This is a genomic window from uncultured Mucilaginibacter sp., assembly GCF_937859865.1.
Taxonomy (GTDB): Bacteria; Bacteroidota; Bacteroidia; order Sphingobacteriales; family Sphingobacteriaceae; genus Mucilaginibacter_A.
In genome coordinates, this window is record NZ_CALMAT010000137.1 from 16,108 (window position 1) to 33,167 (window position 17,060).

Sequence of the window (17,060 nt, forward strand, 5' to 3'; positions counted from 1 at the left end):
CTGTTTTTACCGGTATAAAATTGGTGCTAAAAACTTTTAATGTCTATACCGCCAAAAATAGAAATGCCTTTTAAAACCAAAACTTTTCCGCTGTTGGCCACATCAGCGTGCGGAATACGTTTATCGTTTACGCCGCCAAAAACCTGGGCAATATCGGCAACTACCTGCCAGTGCGGCGGAACGATCAGTTTGGTGCCGCCGAAAAGCTGTACCATATCTACCACAACTTGCCCGTTGATATTGGCGTGGCTGAAATCAATATCCGTTCCGCCAAAAATATTCACGATCTCGCCGCCTTTAAAATTTTTAGAAAACACGTTTTTTTTCGCGCTGCTGAAGATGGAAAAAGTGTTCAAAAAATCTTCGTTTGATTCTGGTTGTGCAGCGGTATGACTGGTTTCTTTTGCCGGGTTTGGTTCCGGGTTTAAAAAATCATCGTTGGCAAATGCTTCTTTTACCGTAGTATTTTTAGTGTTGAAATCGTAATTTCTGCGGAAGATCATCCACAAGCCAACCGCAATAATAATGACCGGCCAGCCAAAATGAAATACATCTACCCCGGAAAACATTTTTTGGAGCAGGAACAGGCCGCCAACTAAAATTACAATCAGCCAGGATTGGTTGTTCGGGTTGTTGGCACGTTTTACCAAACCAACGATAATCAAAATCATTGGCCAGCTAAACAGCCAGTTGGGAAAAAAGTAAAAATCGAACTGTTTGAGCAACAAAACCAGGCCGATGCCCATGAGGACAAAACCTGCAATGGCGCGGCCGGATTGTTTTGTATGGTGGAGGTTGTTCATTGTTTTGTTTAAATGCTGATACAAATGTACCCGAACGGTTTAAAGGGCAAAACAGGAAACAGGTTAAGGTTTGTAAATATTCGGTGAACAGTGGTGTTTTTCCGGCGGGATTTTTAGGTTGCTGCTATCTGGTTAAAGCGTTTCGATTTCGTTTACTGTAAGCCCCGTTGTTTTAGAAATGATTTCTATGGCGATACCGTTTGCTTTTAATGCTTTAGCAACTTTTAATATACCTTCAGATATGCCTTCCTGTTTGCCTTCTAATCTTCCGTCACCAAAAGCAGTATCTATCACCCCTTTTAAATCGCGGTAGGTTTTTAAACTGTTTTCGTAATTGTCTAAGTCTGGGTGGCCAAGTTTTGCAAGTTCTGCTTTTTCAAAAGCCTGGCTAAATATTTCGTCTTTAAATATGGCCGGGATGGTTTGAAAGTCCTCCAGGTTTTGGATGAAATAAAGCCATTGGTCTAACCGCGTTTGCAACTCTTCTTCTGTTTTTTTGAAGTTGGGCATCTCCAAATAAATGTAGGTCAGTTTATCATAAAACACCTTTCCGTTCTGGTTTTTTAGTTTGATCGTGTGTACAACTTCGCTTTTCTCCGGCTCGTTTTCGTAATCATCAAACTTAAAATCCAAGATGCCAATGCAATAAACTGCTTTTAGGTTGTAGTTCCAGTTGCCTTTTTCGGCCTGTTCCCTTATTGGGAAAGTGGAGTAAAAAACAGTTCTTTCCCTAAAATAATTTTGCTTTGCTTTTTGCAGTTCTACAATAAATTTTTCGCCGTTTTCATTTTCGCAGTAAATGTCGTAAATGGCTTTTCGGTCTGAATCGGTTTGCCCAAGCTGTTCAGTATTTTTAAAAGAAAGGTTTGCTATTTTATTGGTTTGAGGCAAAAGCGCATTCAAAAAATCGAGCAATAAAGGTTTGCTGGCTTCTTCCCCAAATATTTTTTTAAAACCGAAATCGGTGAAAGGGTTGATGTATTTTGCCTTCATAAAATATTATATCGAATCCAAGTTTACATTTTTTCAAAATTTGCACATGCTCATCATTTTAAATATAAATTTTATTAAGCCCGTAATTCTTTTTGTTTTTAGAGCCTGTTTAAAATTTATTCCGATACTTCTTTTATTACCTAAAAAATTGGCAAGCGCTTGGTTTCGGTTTATTTAAATTGATACAAACACGAACTTTTATAAGGTAAAAGAAGCATTAACGTTTTTCCTTGTATAAATTCAAACAGGCTTATATTTAAACTTAACATGTTTTGCTGTTTCTTTTAAAATATACAAGTATTAGTTGTGATTTTTTATCTTTTAAACAAGTTAACAAAAAAGTTTAATAATCCATTTGAGAAAACGGCAAGAATGTTAAAAATAAATGTAATTAAAATTTTTTGACCGATAGATTTTAGAATTTCATTATTCTTTTTTTTATTTTCTTCAGTGGCGTTTTCATCTCCCTTTGTAAATTTAAATAAAGTTGAAGTTTTCAAGCGATTTATATATCTTTCTGTTCTATGAGCCCATAAAGCCCCACTTTCATAAAAAATAAAAAATATTAAGACAGAAACAAGTAATCCACCAAATATTCTACTCAGAAACACTTTATCAATAGTATCTGTCCAAATAATGTTAAGATATATTTTACTAAGCCAAAACAAGATAATTGAACCTGCAGTGAGTACTAATAGAAGAAGAAGTTGCCTTATTTTTTTTGTATTTTTTTGTAGGAAGTCTTGTAACTTCCCATTGCCAAAATTTTTTGGTAATGCTTTATGCCAATTTTCTACAATTAAAAATATTTCATTACTTATGACAGGGTTGATAAAGTCAATAGAGCAAATTGAATGAGCAAATGCTTCATGTAATTGCTCCTCTTCCTCATGATTCATAACAAGTTCAAACATGTCTCTCGGTTTTAATTTTGATCCAATTCGTAGTTTTACTGTATGCCTTTGAGGAAATTTATAGTTTTGTAATTTAATACTAAAATCCCACGTAATTGTTATGCTTTTTGTTACTGCACTTGTGTGGAATCTTTCTTCGATAAATTGACCCCAAGTTCCAAAATCAAATGTTCTATTATTATCTAATGAAATAATTATTGTTACTTGATTTGTGATTATTTGGCTTAAATTTAATTTTTCTTGAATGAGGTTATTAAGTTCAATAACGTTACTTTTTGAAACGATTTTGCTTTCAGAATAAAATTTGGTTTCTCTGTCTGGCTTTGCATTAATTAAGTAGTAAAAAGATTTAAAGTCTTCGAGAGATATTCCTGAAGTCATTGCTGTCGTTGTTGTACTGTCAACTATAGCAGGTTGTTCATTTTGGTTGTTTTCTTTTGTCATATTGTTATAGTTTAAATTATAGTAAAATCATCAATAATTAAGTATTTAAACAGATTAATTAGTTCATGATTTGAACAGTTTTTATAACGTCTCACCATCGACCTAATGTAACCAATTGATATATCCATACACTAATTACATAAAAATAAATAATCACTAAATTGAAAATAGGAAACGCTATTAGGGAAAATTATCGTGAAATCGTAAGTAGAACTTAATTTTTACCCGATAAAAACAGCATCCAACTTTCCGCCAATACTTCTTTTACCACCTAAAATTCACGGCGTACCCATCGCCACCGGCAACACTTTTCCGTTAAAAAACTTGTGTCCGGTCAATGCAAAATCAGCAATGTATTTGCCCATTTCAAAAGCCATTACCGGCGATTGGTAGCCGGGAAAAGCGCGTTCCAACATTTCGGTTTGTGCCGAACCTAAAGCCAGGCAATTCACTTTAATTTCCTGTGGAGCCAGTTCTTGGGCCAGGCATTCGGTTAAAGTATGCAAAGCAGCTTTGCTTGCCGAATAAGCCGACAAGCCCACAAACTTCACACTTCCCTGGAAACCGCCCATGCTGCCAATGTTAACGATATGCGAATTTTTTGCCATTAAAAGAAGCATCGCCTGGATTATGCGCACGTGGCCGAGGTAATTGCTTTGCAGCATTTCCACAAAATCGCTTTCGCCCAATTGGGCAAAAGGTTTGTTGGTTAAAGCCCCAGCGTTGTTGATCAGCACATCAATCTTTCCGTCGAAATGCGTTTTGACAAACTGCTGCAAATCGGCGTAATCATCGTGCACAATATCAAAAGCCACGGGATATAAAACGCAATCGGGGTTTAGCGTGCGGGAAATTTCTAACAAGCGGGCCAGCTTTTTTTCGGAACGCGCCAGGGCAATAATTTGGTGCCCTGGCTGGTGGATTAATTCAATTACCGCTTCAAATCCTACACCGCTGCTCGCCCCGGTAATTATAATATTCATAAAATCAAATTAAATGGTATTTGGGTTGATAGTTGCCGGTTCCGGTTCGTCGGCTTTTGGCAAGCCTTCGTTTAGCCGTTTGGTGTTGAAAACATAATAAACACCCAACAGCGAATTTACGGCAGAAGTAAGGTAAAACAACAAACTGACCAAAACGGCCAGGCTGGTATCCATGTTAAAATAAGGCGCAAAATTGGTGAAAATGTATTCGCGCGCGCCCAAACCGCCAACGGTTATTGGCACTACGGCCGACAAAGAAGAAACCAAAAACGTAAACAAATAAGGCGAAAACTTCCCGTTAAAATGCAGTGCCAGCAAGATGAACAAAACGGTAACCACTTGCAGCGATTGCACTACAACGGCTTTGGCATGTGCTTCCCAAAAGTAATGCGTGTAATCTTTAAAAAAACGGTGCGCCACAAAATAATATGCAGCCGTGCCAACCACAAAAACACTAAGCGGAATGCTTAAATGGATGTTGATTTGCGGCAGAAAAGCAACCAGCGCAACGATGATCAAACCGATTGCCCACAAACCGCTTAAACGGTCAAAAAAAATCGCCCAAAATACTTTTTTTGCAGGTAGTTTATAGCTTTTGTTGAGGAGCCAGATTTTGTAGCCGTCGCCGCCAATCCCGCCAGGCAAAAACAAATTGTAAAACAAACCCAGAAAATACAAACGCAAATTGAATAAAAAACCAACTTTTAAATGGATGGATTTAAAAAAACTGATGAGCCGCGACGAAGCAATAATCTGCGAAACAAAAAAAGTAAGCACGCCAAGCAGTAAATAAACCGGATTGGATTGCGACAGTGTTTTTTTAACCATGTTAAAATCCATTTTTCGCAGCACCAAATAAAGCAGCAAACTGGTGAATGCTATTTTTAGAACGGTTTTTACAACATCCCAAAACACTTGTTGTTGGGTTTTTGGCACGGGTGTTTCTTCGGTTTCGGTCATCTTCGTCAAAAATACTAAAATCAGGAAATTTAAAAAGACAGATTTAGAGTGATAAAAACAGTATTGGGTTGATGGTTAATAGTTGATGGCTGAAAGCTGATTGCTCGCGTAAAAACATTGCGCGGGTTCGGTCTTAATCTTATTTTTGCGCTGGTAATTAAAGAAGCGAGCATGTCTAAAGTTAAAGTTGGATTGGTGCAAATGAGTTGCACGGCAGATAAGGAAGCAAATTTGCAGAAAGCCATGGCCAGAATACGTGAAGCGGCCGCAAAAGGTGCGCAAATTGTGTGTTTGCAGGAATTGTTTACGTCGTTGTATTTTTGTGATGAAGAAGATTACAACAATTTTAAACTGGCAGAAGCCATTCCCGGCCCGTCAACCGATGCACTTTCCACGCTTGCTGCCGAATTGAATGTGGTAATTATTGCTTCTTTGTTTGAAAAACGGGCGCAAGGTTTATACCACAATACAACGGCGGTTTTGGATGCCGACGGTAAATATCTGGGTAAATACCGCAAAATGCACATCCCGGACGATCCCGGTTTTTACGAAAAATTTTACTTTACGCCCGGCGATTTGGGCTACAAGGTTTTTAAAACCAAGTATGCCAATTTGGGCGTTTTAATTTGCTGGGATCAATGGTATCCCGAAGCTGCCCGCATTACCGCTTTAATGGGCGCCGAAATTTTGTTTTATCCAACGGCCATCGGTTGGGCGCATACGCAAGATTTGCCCACCAACACCGAGCAATACAACGCCTGGCAAACCATCCAACGTTCGCATGGCGTGGCCAATGGTGTGCACGTGGTTAGCGTGAATCGGGTAGGAGAGGAAGCTGGTGTCAAATTCTGGGGCGGATCTTTTATTGCGAATCCGTTTGGGACGGTTATTTACCAGGCTTCGCATGATGACGAAGAAGTGATTGTGCAGGAATTGAATTTGGCAGAAACGGATCGGTACAGAACGCATTGGCCGTTTTTGAGGGATAGAAGAATTGATTCTTATCAACCGATAACAAAAAGATTGATTGATGAGGATTGAAGAAATCGGGAAGATTTGAAATTTGAAAAGTAAAGTTGTAAAATTTAGTGTTTATAAATAACACAAATAGATTCTTTCTTACGTTCAAATTTTTCTTTGATTATTTTAATTTATAATTATAGTTAAAGTCAAATTTTATATCTTAATTAGAAAACGATACTAAATTACTTCTGCCTGTTAAACGGATCGTTACATTCATCTTTTAATAATAACAATTTTATGCTTCAAGGCTCTCACATAGCTGATAAGTTTTACACTAAGATTTATTGTTCAATAATTCTTAGTGTGATTTTTTGTTCACATTGTTTAGCTCAATCTTCAACAGTCAGCAAAAAAGAAGCTATTGTTATTGATTCCCTAATGAAAGTTTTTATGTTAAGAAATAGTGTACCAGGTGCATCGGTGGCTATTGTAAAAAATAAAACTATTGTTTGGGAAAAAGGCTATGGTATGGCCGATATAGAAAGGTCTGTTCCGGCTACTGCTTCAACTATTTACCGCTTAGCATCGGTATCTAAACCAATTACGGCAGTAGCAGTTATGCAATTGGTAGAGCAAGGAAAAATAGCATTGGATTCACCAATCCAAAAGTACGTGCCTGCTTTTCCAATAAAAAAGTATCCTATCACAACCCGTGAATTGTTATCTCACATGACTGGTATTAGGCATTATCAGGGTGATGAATTTAATATTACCCGTTCTTATAAAACACTTACTGAAGCATTAGATATTTTTAAAAACGATAGTTTGCTGCAAAAGCCAGGAGAGCAGCAAATATACAGCACTTACGGTTATACACTTTTAGGTGTAATTATAGAGTCCGTGTCAGGAAAAACATTTATGAATTACCTGAAAGAGAATATTTTTAAACCGGCTGGCATGACTCATACTTACGAAGATGAACCGTTAAAAATAATACCAAACCGATCAGCCCCTTATGATACAATTAGTAAAGGTGTTGTAGGTAATTCTGCCTACGTTAATACCAGTTATAAAATACCTGGTGGCGGTATAATTTCTGATGTTAATGATATGTCACGTTTTATGATTGCCTTACAACAGGGGAAATTAATAAAGCCAACAACATGGAAACAAATGACAACAGAAGTAAAGACAGCGAAAGGTGGCCCTACGTACTATGGTTTTGGTTGGATCATAGGCTTTCCTCCGGTTCAAGGTTTACCTCATTTGCCTTCTGCTGTGTGGCATGGTGGTGTTCAGCAAGGTTCAACAACGGCCATTTTGATGCTGTTGGATAAAGGTATTGATGTAGTTATCCTTTCAAATATGGGAGAGTTAGGTAACGAAATAACAATGACTACCGCACTTATCGCTTCTTCTTTAAGAAATAAAAATTAAGGGTTGTTAATAACCGATTAAAAGATTTAACACTATTTGCTATGCCCAAATTTTGTCGTTTGCGGATCACAAAATTATGGGCAATTTAAATTTGAAAGTAGTTTTTTAAGTACATACTATCAATAAAAAATGAATGATAATATATCCAATTATTTTTTAAACTTCCAATCTTCTACACTTTACAATTTCCCCAAAAACTTCTACTTTCCTGCCGAATGGGAAAAGCACGAAGCAACCTGGTTAAGCTGGCCGCACAAAGAAGCTTCCTGGCCATCAAAAATCGGGATGATTTACCGGCAATATGCGGAGTTTATCAAAATTGTGGCTGAAGGGGAATTGGTTAGAATTAATGTTGCAGATGAACAAATGGAAGCGTTTGCCGAACAGCAATTGCTGGCCGTCGGCGCCGATTTATCCAAAGTTCAATTCTTTTATTTCCCGACCAACGATGCCTGGTGCCGCGATCATGGCCCGGCGTTTCTGGTAAACCGCGATGCTTCTTTTACCCCTAAAAAATTGGTGTTGGATTGGGGCTACAACGCCTGGGGCGGCAAATATCCGCCGTTTGAGTTGGATGATGTGATCCCCACAAAAATTGCGGAACATTTTAACTTGCCGGTTTATCACCCGGGAATTGTGATGGAAGGCGGTTCGGTAGAATTTAACGGAAAAGGAACAGTGCTGACGACGACCGCTTGTCTCCTCAACCCAAACCGAAACCCACACCTCAACCAAAACCAGATTGAAGATTACCTGAAAAAATATTACGGCGTGCAGCAGGTTTTATGGCTGGGCGATGGCATTGTGGGCGACGACACCGATGGACACATTGATGACATCACGCGTTTTGTAAACGAAGATACCGTGGTTACCGTGATGGAGGAAAACCCGGAAGATGAAAATTATACCATTTTGCAGGAAAACCTGGAGAAGTTAAAGAGGATGAAATTGTTGGATGGCCGTCCGCTAAACATTATCGAATTGCCGATGCCTGCTCCCGTAATTTGGGAAGAGACGCGGTTACCGGCCAGTTACGCCAATTTTTATATTGCAAACAAAGCAGTGATCGTTCCCACTTACCGCGATAAAAACGACGAAAAAGCCTTGCAGATTTTACAGCAATGCTTTCCCGAACGTAAAGTTGTTGGTATAGATTCTACCGATATTATCTGGGGCTTGGGCAGTTTTCATTGTTTAAGCCAACAGGAACCGGCGGTGTAATTCATCATACTGTTTTTATGCCGGTAAAAACAGTATGGGTTAAACTGATGAAAGATTAGTTATTAGGCAATTTGATGATTTGGCAAAGCACTCCAAAAAAAATTAAAGTATAATTTCATCTATTTTTTAAAATAAAATAGTATATCTTTATACTCATAATCGTAAAAAATTATACTATGGAACAAAGTCAGCAAAATGGGAAAAGGCCAGGCACAAAAGCGGTTTCAAAAAAAGCCAAATCCTATTTACGTCCACAAAAACCTGTATCAAAAGTTGAAGAAGCTGCTGCAAACATGGTTCCCGGGGCAAGCCACCTTAGCAGTAATTTTCTTTCTCATTCGATAATTGCAGAAAAAACGGACAAAGCCGAATGGCAAATGACCGCAGTGGAAAAAATGAATATGGTGCGGGAAGGTTTGAGCAAAAGGGATTTGGAGAGCCTTAAAAGTAAAACCAACCTTGATTATGATAAGCTCTCCACTTTACTTGCTACAACCAGGGCAACATTGATCAATAAGAAGGGGACGGAACATTTTAGTGCTGCCCTTAGCGAACGGATATTGAGCATAGCAGATATATACTCTTATGGCTATGAAGTATTTGAAGATGAAACCAAATTTAATGAATGGGTTTTCAGGCCCAACCGGGCATTAGGGGGAAAACAGCCTTTTGAACTATTAGACAACCAGTTTGGAAGGGAAGAAGTCAAAAATTTGATCGGCAGAATAGATTATGGCGTGTACGCTTAAAACTTTTGCATGTTAGTTTATCGGGTTGGCAAAACAAAATATGCAAACGATTTAACAGGGGAAGGGGCCAGGCTTTTTGGCGGAAGATGGAACAACAAAATGATTGGTTGTGTTTACACTTCAGAATCAAGGGCTTTAGCGTTGCTTGAATATACAGTCAATATTGCTATAGATGATATTCCGCGGGCTTTAAGTATTACTACAATAGAAATCCCGGATCAACTCATTAAGATCTTGAATGAAGCAGATTTGCCCGGCGACTGGAAACATTCGCCTGCTCCGTCATCTGCAAAAAATTTTGGTTCTGATTTGCTATTGGCCGCAACCGAACCGGTTATCAAAATCCCCTCTACCGTTATTCCTAATGAATTTAATTATTTGCTAAACCCGCTGCACTCGGAAAGTAAGAAATTTAGGATTATGGATATCAGTGATTTTATTTACGATGTTCGGATAAAAATTGGTTAAGAGCCTGTTTAAATTTATATCATAAAATTTTACAATGCTTCTTTTATGCCTATAAATTTGGTGTGCCCGGATATTTTAAGGGTACAAAAACCACAAAAAGACAATGATTTTTAGGTGGTAAAAGAAGCATGGCAAATAAATTTAACAAAATTTAAACAGGCTCTAAATACTTGGCTTGGCTATTCTTTTCCGCCACTTAATCAACTGCCAAACCACTTCTGCAGAAAGCAAAGCGGCAATAGCAAAAACAGCGGGCAGCCAATTATTGCCATCGGAAGAAAAAGCACCGCCCAAAGCCGTAATGTAAACGCCGAAAGGCAGCAAGGCCATCAAACCTAAACCGTAAACATTAAGCGGGATTTTAAAGGGGCGAGGCATGTCGGGCAGTTTGATGCGGAAGATGATCAGCGTAACAAACTCCAAAAATAAAGCGGCGCCGTAAAGGGTTACGTCAATAATGAGCAGGTCGGTAAAAGTCCACAAAACCATAAAACTAATTACCACGGAACAAACCAAAATGGAAACGTAAGGTGTTTTGTATTTGGGGTGAAGTTTATTGATTTTTTTGGGAAGCAGGCCATCATCCGCCATCACTTTTGGCACCCGGGAAACCGAAAGCAGCACGGCCGAATATAAACCCAACGCGCTTGCCATCCCGCCAAAAGAAAGCAGTGCGCCCAGCCAGCGGCCACCAATTATAAGCCCTACAATCGGGAAGCCTTCTTTTTCCAACTTTGCCGGATCAATATTGGTTTGCTGCGCGATAAATACCGTTAGAAAATACACCGAAAAAATCAGGATAAAAGCAGTTAACACCGAAATGAGGTAAGTGCGCACAGGCTTGTTCACTTCTTCTGCGTAAGTGGTTACATTGTCCCAGCCGATGAAATTCCACATGACGGTATAAAGCGCCAAACCCAAAGGGGCAAAGCCAATCCCTTTTAAAGATAAATGCGGAAAGGTAAAACTGCCGGCGTGCTGACTGAAAGCGATGTAAAAAAGGATGATAAAAGGAGTAAGCACCAACGCACCGAGGAAAACAGAGATTTTGCCAACCGGCACAATGCCCAAAATATTTAAACCGGCAGACGACCAGATGATAAACAAACAAACCGGGATTTTATAAGCGGCAACTGCGGGGAAAAAGAAAGCGGCATATTCGGTGAACAGCACGGGATAAATGGCCAAATCTACAAACGTGTAAAGCCAAGTCCACCAGCCTTCGTACAAAGCCCAACGCAGGCCCAATGCTTTTTTTACCCACTGATAATAGCCGCCCGTAACCGGCATCATGCTGTTAAGTTCGAGCACGGTAAAAATGGTTGGGATATCCCACAAAATAGGTGTGATGATGAGCAGCAGCAACGCGCCGTTTTTGCCGGCATAGCCCAACAAAGGTTCCAAACCATAAGGCCCGCCGGAAACGGTGAGAAAAATAATGGCAATCAAAGGCAGTATGCCTAACTTTTTTAGGTTAGAACGAGGGGAGGGCGATATCATGAAATAAAGCTAAAAAATAAAAGCGCAGATTGAAAAATGAATAACAGTTTATACGAAAGTTGCAGTAATATGCTTCGTTTATGCAACAGTTTCTGTTAAAGAAGTAAGTTGATCAGGGTATTTCCTCTTGAAACCTCTTCCTGTACAAGTCGTATAACTCCAAATTAAAATTCTACCCGCCAGGATTAAAACAAGTGCGTACCTGCTTTTTAAAATATTCAATCAGATTTATTTTATGTTAAAACAATTACAATTTTTTATGCTGATGCTGTTTTTAGCAGCAGTTTTTCCGAATAAGGTATTTGCCGGGCTTTTGCTTACCCATAGCTTTGTAAGTTCTACAGCCTTAAATATAAATTGTGGTAGTACGATCAGCGCATTAGTTCGTGTTGGCAATAGTTTGGGTGATATTGAAAATGATTGTATGCCAATAAATGCCCAGACGATTACTTTTAACCCATTTCCTGCTAAAACCTATGGTAACGCAAACTTTAATGCGGGGGCTGCTGCTTCTTCCGGTCTGCCTGTTGCCTATACCAGTAGCAACACAGCAGTAGCAACAGTTGATGCCGCAGGCAACGTTCATATCCTTTCAGCCGGAACAACTGATATCACAGCTTCACAAGGTGGTGATGCTAATTATAGTGCTGCAACACCTGTTCAGCAAACTTTAACCGTAAACCCGGCTGCCTTAACCATTACTGCAGATAACCAAAGCAAAACTTATGGAAATGCAAATCCGGTACTGACGGTAAGTTACAGTGGTTTTGTTAATGGCGATACACAGGCCAGTTTAACCACGCCGCCTACGGTTAGCACTACGGCGACAACAAATTCGGCAGTTGGTGCTTATTCCATCACCGCATCTGGGGCAACATCTGCTAATTATACCATTGCTTATGTAAACGGAACCTTGTCCATTTATCCCGGTATCCAAACTATTTCTTTTAATGTTGCGCCTAAAACTTATGGCGATCCTGATTTTACGCTGAGTGCAAGTGCTTCCTCCGGTTTGCCGGTAATTTACAGTAGCAGCAATACGGCCGTGGCAACGGTGGACGCACAAGGAAACGTTCATATTGTTTCTGCCGGAATTGTTACCATTACGGCTTCGCAACCTGGCAATGGTAATTATATCGCCACAACCAATATCAATCAACAATTAACAATTAACAAAGCCGCCCTTACTGTAACGGCAGATAGTGTAAGAAAAGCATACGGAGCAGTTAATCCTGCATTAACAGTAAGTTACAACGGTTTTGTTAATGGTGATACCCAAGCCAGTTTAATCACGCAACCTACTGTTAGCACTATGGCAACTACAACATCAGCAGTGGGTACATACCCAATTACAGTAGCTGGTGCTGCAAGTGCGAATTATAACATCACTTATCAGTCGAGCACATTAACTGTTGCAAAAAACAATCAAACGATAACATTTGCTTCCATACCTGCCAAAACTTATGGTGATGCAGATTTTAATTTATCCGCCTCTGCGTCTTCCGGTTCGGCTGTTACTTATAGCAGCAGCGACCCAACAATAGCAACGGTAGATGCTGCGGGAAGGGTTCATATCCTTTCGGCCGGAAAAGCTATTATTACCGCTTCGCAAAGCGGAAGCAGCAATTACCAGGCAGCGGCAGACGTGCAGCAAACGCTAACCGTTAACCAAGCACCTTTAACCCTTACAGCCGACAATGAGACAATAACTTACGGTTCTGCCAGCCCTGCATTAACCATAAGTTACAGTGGTTTTGTTAACGGTGATACGCCTGCCAGTTTAAGTACCCCTGCTGTAGTTTCTACAACCGCAACAGCTACTTCTGCAGCAGGTACTTATCCGATCACAGTTGCAGGTGCCGCAAGTGCCAATTACGCCATCACTTATCAAGCTGGCACGTTTACTGTTTTACCAAGCGCACAAAGCATCACATTTCCTGCTTTAACAGCAAAAAACTATGGAGACTCTGATTTCAATGTCAATACATCAAGTACCAATACTTCGCTCCCGATAACTTATACCAGCAGCAACCCGGCAGTGGCAACGGTAGATGCGGCGGGAAAGGTGCATATCCTTTCTGCCGGAACAGCAGTCATCACAGCTTCGCAACCAGCAAACGGCAATTATCAGGCAGCAGCAGACGTACAGCAAACGTTGACCGTAAATCCGGCCGCCTTAACCATCACAGCCGATAACAAAACCAAAACACTCGGAACCGCCAACCCTGCATTGACCATAACTTATAGTGGTTTTGTGAATGGAGATGATGCAACAAGCCTCAGCACACAACCTACCGTAAGCACCACTGCTTCCGCCACTTCGGCTGCCGGTATTTATGCCATTACCGTAAGCAGTGCGTCATCAGCTAATTATAACATTACTTATGTAGCCGGTACTTTTAGCGTAACCAACCCAACTATCAGCAGTGTAAGTTTGGCACAGGCAACTATTTTTGAAAACCAGCCTGCAGGAACATTGACAGGAACATTAAATGCTACTTCGCCTGATCCAAACGCAACTTATACTTATAGTTTAATCACAGGTAACGGAAGCACCGATAATTCCTCGTTCAGTATCCAGGGAAATAAAGTGGTTACTGCCAAAAGCCTGGACTTCGAGCAAAAAGCAATCTACAGTATTTTGGTGCGGGCAACCAACCAGTACGGCTTGTACCTGGACCAGATTATCACCATCAATTTATCTGATGTAAACGAAGCACCAACGCTTGCCGCTATTGCCAATCAGCAAATCTGTTCTACAACTGCTGCACAAACCATCGCTTTAAACGGTATTTCCCCAGGCCCGGAAACGGCACAAAGCACTACGTTAAGTGTCAGTTCAAATAATCCAGGTTTGTTTAGCAGTTTAAATATTTCTTCCGTTTCGGCTGGCACAGCTACTTTATCCTATCAGTTGGCCGGAACAGGAACTGCAGCAGTTAACGTAACCGTGAAAGACAACGGCGGGACGGCAAACGGCGGAACAGATACCTTTAGCCAAACGTTTACCATAAGAGCAAACGAACTTCCGGTTGCATTAATCAATGCCGATAAAGGGCTGCAAATTTCCAAAGGCGAAACCGTAACGCTAACGGCAAGTGGTGGCGGCACGTACAGTTGGAACACCTCGCCAAACGTGGGCGGTACAAGCAGTTCGGCGGTGATTAAATTCCGTCCAAATCAAACTACAACTTACCAGGTAACGGCCAGCAATGCCTCGGGCTGCAGCAGCACGGCCAGCATTACCATCAACGTAACCGATGATTATTCGATCCTTCAACCTGCAAATATTTTAACACCAAACGCTGATGGCAAAAATGATACCTGGGTGGTTAAAAACTTGGATTTGTACCCGAACAACACGGTTTCGATTTTTGATAAAGGCGGCAGGCTTTTAAACAAGGTTAGCCATTACAACAACGATTGGGACGGTACTTACAACGGCGCACCACTTGCCGAAGGCACTTATTATTATGTGATTGACTTTGGCCCGGGCAAAGGACTGATCAAAGGTTTTATCACCATTTTGAGAAACAGATAGAACGAGTTTGAAGCCATTTACCCTGACCAAAAAAATAGCAAACATGAAAAAATCAACACCAGCCCTGATTGTAAAACAGGTAAAACATATTTTAAAAGCAACCTTGCTGCTTGCTGTTTTTATGCAGGTAAAAACAGTATCGGCGCAGCTAAACCCTTATTCCGCCATGTACTATCAAAACCAGTACTTAAACAACCCTGCAATGGCCGGGCTGGACAAAGGGCTAAACGTAAACCTGGGCATACGCCAGCAATGGGCAACCATGCCGGGCAGCCCGCGCACGCAAGTGGCAACTTTGGATTATAACGCCGGTAAAAATGTTGGACTTGGGCTAAACGTAAGTAACGACCAAACCGGTTTACTGCGCCAAACGCGCGCCCTGGCCACTTATGCTTATCATGTAAAATTAGGAAGCAACAACCAGCAATTAAACTTTGGCCTTTCTGGTGGGATAACCAGCGTGCGGATTGATTATAACAGTGTAAACGGCGACCAGGGCGATGCGCAGGTTGACCGTTACAACCAACAGCGTGCTTACCTGGACGGCGATTTTGGCGCATCCTACACCAGCAACAATTTAACAGTTCAGGGCGCTATCCCAAACCTCAACCATTTTTTCAGGAACAATACCGCTATTTTGGGTATAGACCGCTCTGTTTTTTTTACGGCCGTTAGTTATAAGTTTGGCCTTGAAAATGTGCTGGACGGATCTACCATCGAACCTAAAATTGTTTACCGCAGGGTAGAAGGTTACAAAGATATTTTTGATGCTGGCCTAAACTTTACTTTGAAAAACGAATTGCTGCACTTTTACACCATGTACCATAGCAGCCAAAGTGAAAGTTTTGGTTTTGGCGCCAACATCAGCAAAAATGTACAACTGATGCTTTTTTATACCACCGAAACCTCGCCTTTAAAAACTTATACCAACGGCAGTTTTGAATTGGGGCTGAAACTGCACTTGTACAAAGAAAGATAATGAATTTAGGGCGGTAAAAGAAGCATGGCCACAAAAGCCGAAAAAGCCTGCCATCATAAATTTGGTAGGCTTTTTTGATAGAAACAATTTGATTCAACCCAAATAAACAATAACAAAGAATGCTTCTTTTATCGCCCTAAATTTATTGCAATTTAAATGAAACAGAAGTTATATGGGCAAAGCCAAAAGGCAATTTAAAAATCCTGTAAAACAACAACAGAGGTTGTGTAACTAAACACACAACCTCTGTTGTTTAAAAAACTAAAAGCTTTTTGCTTTTTATTTGGGCAAAGAATATTTGTCTCTTCTGCCTTCTTTAGTTGCTGTTAACAAGCCTCTTGATTTCAGGTTAGAAAGTACACTTGCAATTTGTTTAAACAATTTATCGCCGTCGCTTTGCGGTTCATATTGAGCCATTGCATTGGCAATGTCCTGTCCGAAACCTTCGCCGATTTCATTCAAAGCAAATGCAATCTTACCGCCTAAAGATAAGTCTTGGGTATATTCTTTCGGAACTTCCAAAGCTTTCGGGGCCTTTGGGGTTTTTGCAGGTTTTGCTTCTTTCTTTTTTGCTGGTTTTGCAGCAGTTTCTTTGTCTTCTGCTTGTTCCATCACCGCATCCAAAATATTGTCTTTGGATTGCTTGGCCGATTTTGACGGCGAAGCACTGCTAAAAGCATTCAACAAGTCTTCGTACTTTTTAGCCTCTGATTGGATGGTTTTGATCTTATCTTTAAGATAAGCAACGATCTCTTTTTCTGTTACGTTTGCCATGTAAAATTGTATGTGAGTTTATAATCAACAATGATAAACAAATTATCAAATCAAAAACTGCCTGGATGATAAAATTGTTTTTTTTAGGTCAACATAGATAAACAAGCATTGTTTCAATTTAAACAATTAAAAGGTTGTAATAATTGCAGCGTTTACTTGTATGTCTTTTTTTAAGTTTTAAGTATCAATTATAATATCTAACAGCAGGGTTAAAAAAAGTCAACTTGCTATTTGTTTTTTTAGAGCCTGTTTAAATTTTGTTAGCCTTATTTGCCATGCTTCTTTTACCATATAAAATTCATTGTCTTTTTGTGGTTTTTGTGCCCTTAAA

At 40.1% G+C, this 17,060-nt stretch carries 14 protein-coding genes; 7 read left to right on the plus strand and 7 right to left on the minus strand.

All coding sequences use genetic code 11. The features are described from left to right. Positions 1-26: 26 nt before the first annotated feature. The 5 genes from Q0192_RS14995 to Q0192_RS15015 all read right to left on the minus strand — a co-directional run bounded on the left by Q0192_RS14995 (position 27) and on the right by Q0192_RS15015 (position 5,097). On the minus strand, positions 27-803 hold the full coding sequence (locus tag Q0192_RS14995) for a DUF5668 domain-containing protein (protein WP_299290546.1): 777 nt from the start codon (positions 801-803) through the stop codon (positions 27-29). 132 nt (positions 804-935) lie between these two features. Beyond that, the gene (locus Q0192_RS15000; protein WP_299290548.1) at positions 936-1,796 is read right to left on the minus strand and encodes an Rpn family recombination-promoting nuclease/putative transposase; all 861 of its coding nucleotides are present in this window, start codon (positions 1,794-1,796) and stop codon (positions 936-938) included. Between the two features lie 314 nt (positions 1,797-2,110). After that, positions 2,111-3,154, minus strand: a complete 1,044-nt coding sequence (locus Q0192_RS15005; RefSeq protein ID WP_299290550.1) for a hypothetical protein — start codon at positions 3,152-3,154, stop codon at positions 2,111-2,113. A gap of 278 nt (positions 3,155-3,432) precedes the next feature. Beyond that, on the minus strand, positions 3,433-4,137 hold the full coding sequence (locus Q0192_RS15010; protein WP_299290552.1) for an SDR family oxidoreductase: 705 nt from the start codon (positions 4,135-4,137) through the stop codon (positions 3,433-3,435). Between the two features lie 9 nt (positions 4,138-4,146). Further along, the gene (locus Q0192_RS15015; protein ID WP_299290554.1) at positions 4,147-5,097 is read right to left on the minus strand and encodes a lysylphosphatidylglycerol synthase transmembrane domain-containing protein; all 951 of its coding nucleotides are present in this window, start codon (positions 5,095-5,097) and stop codon (positions 4,147-4,149) included. Positions 5,098-5,268: 171 nt separating this feature from the next. On the opposite strand from Q0192_RS15015, the gene Q0192_RS15020 reads away from it, so the two are divergent. The 5 genes from Q0192_RS15020 to Q0192_RS15040 all read left to right on the plus strand — a co-directional run bounded on the left by Q0192_RS15020 (position 5,269) and on the right by Q0192_RS15040 (position 9,935). Then, positions 5,269-6,138 (plus strand): carbon-nitrogen hydrolase, encoded by an 870-nt coding sequence (locus Q0192_RS15020; RefSeq protein ID WP_299290556.1) that lies wholly within the window; start codon positions 5,269-5,271, stop codon positions 6,136-6,138. Between the two features lie 219 nt (positions 6,139-6,357). Further along, entirely contained in the window at positions 6,358-7,497 is a 1,140-nt protein-coding gene (locus Q0192_RS15025) for a serine hydrolase domain-containing protein (protein WP_299290558.1), read from the plus strand. Between the two features lie 129 nt (positions 7,498-7,626). Beyond that, on the plus strand, positions 7,627-8,718 hold the full coding sequence (locus tag Q0192_RS15030; protein WP_299290560.1) for an agmatine/peptidylarginine deiminase: 1,092 nt from the start codon (positions 7,627-7,629) through the stop codon (positions 8,716-8,718). A gap of 176 nt (positions 8,719-8,894) precedes the next feature. Continuing rightward, positions 8,895-9,467, plus strand: a complete 573-nt coding sequence (locus tag Q0192_RS15035; RefSeq protein WP_299290562.1) for an antitoxin Xre/MbcA/ParS toxin-binding domain-containing protein — start codon at positions 8,895-8,897, stop codon at positions 9,465-9,467. 9 nt (positions 9,468-9,476) lie between these two features. Further along, positions 9,477-9,935, plus strand: a complete 459-nt coding sequence (locus Q0192_RS15040) for an RES family NAD+ phosphorylase (protein ID WP_299290564.1) — start codon at positions 9,477-9,479, stop codon at positions 9,933-9,935. Between the two features lie 162 nt (positions 9,936-10,097). On the opposite strand, the gene Q0192_RS15045 is transcribed toward Q0192_RS15040, so the two are convergent. After that, positions 10,098-11,435: an APC family permease gene (locus Q0192_RS15045; RefSeq protein ID WP_299290567.1), complete on the minus strand. Its 1,338-nt coding sequence runs from the start codon at positions 11,433-11,435 to the stop codon at positions 10,098-10,100. A gap of 235 nt (positions 11,436-11,670) precedes the next feature. On the opposite strand from Q0192_RS15045, the gene Q0192_RS15050 reads away from it, so the two are divergent. Beyond that, positions 11,671-14,976, plus strand: coding sequence for an MBG domain-containing protein (locus tag Q0192_RS15050; protein ID WP_299290569.1), 3,306 nt, complete (start codon positions 11,671-11,673; stop codon positions 14,974-14,976). Between the two features lie 43 nt (positions 14,977-15,019). Continuing rightward, complete coding sequence (locus tag Q0192_RS15055) at positions 15,020-15,955, plus strand: type IX secretion system membrane protein PorP/SprF (RefSeq protein WP_299290571.1); 936 nt, start codon at positions 15,020-15,022, stop codon at positions 15,953-15,955. A gap of 279 nt (positions 15,956-16,234) precedes the next feature. On the opposite strand, the gene Q0192_RS15060 is transcribed toward Q0192_RS15055, so the two are convergent. Further along, a complete protein-coding gene (locus Q0192_RS15060; RefSeq protein ID WP_299290573.1) occupies positions 16,235-16,729 on the minus strand; it encodes a hypothetical protein in 495 nt (164 codons plus the stop codon). Positions 16,730-17,060: the final 331 nt, after the last annotated feature.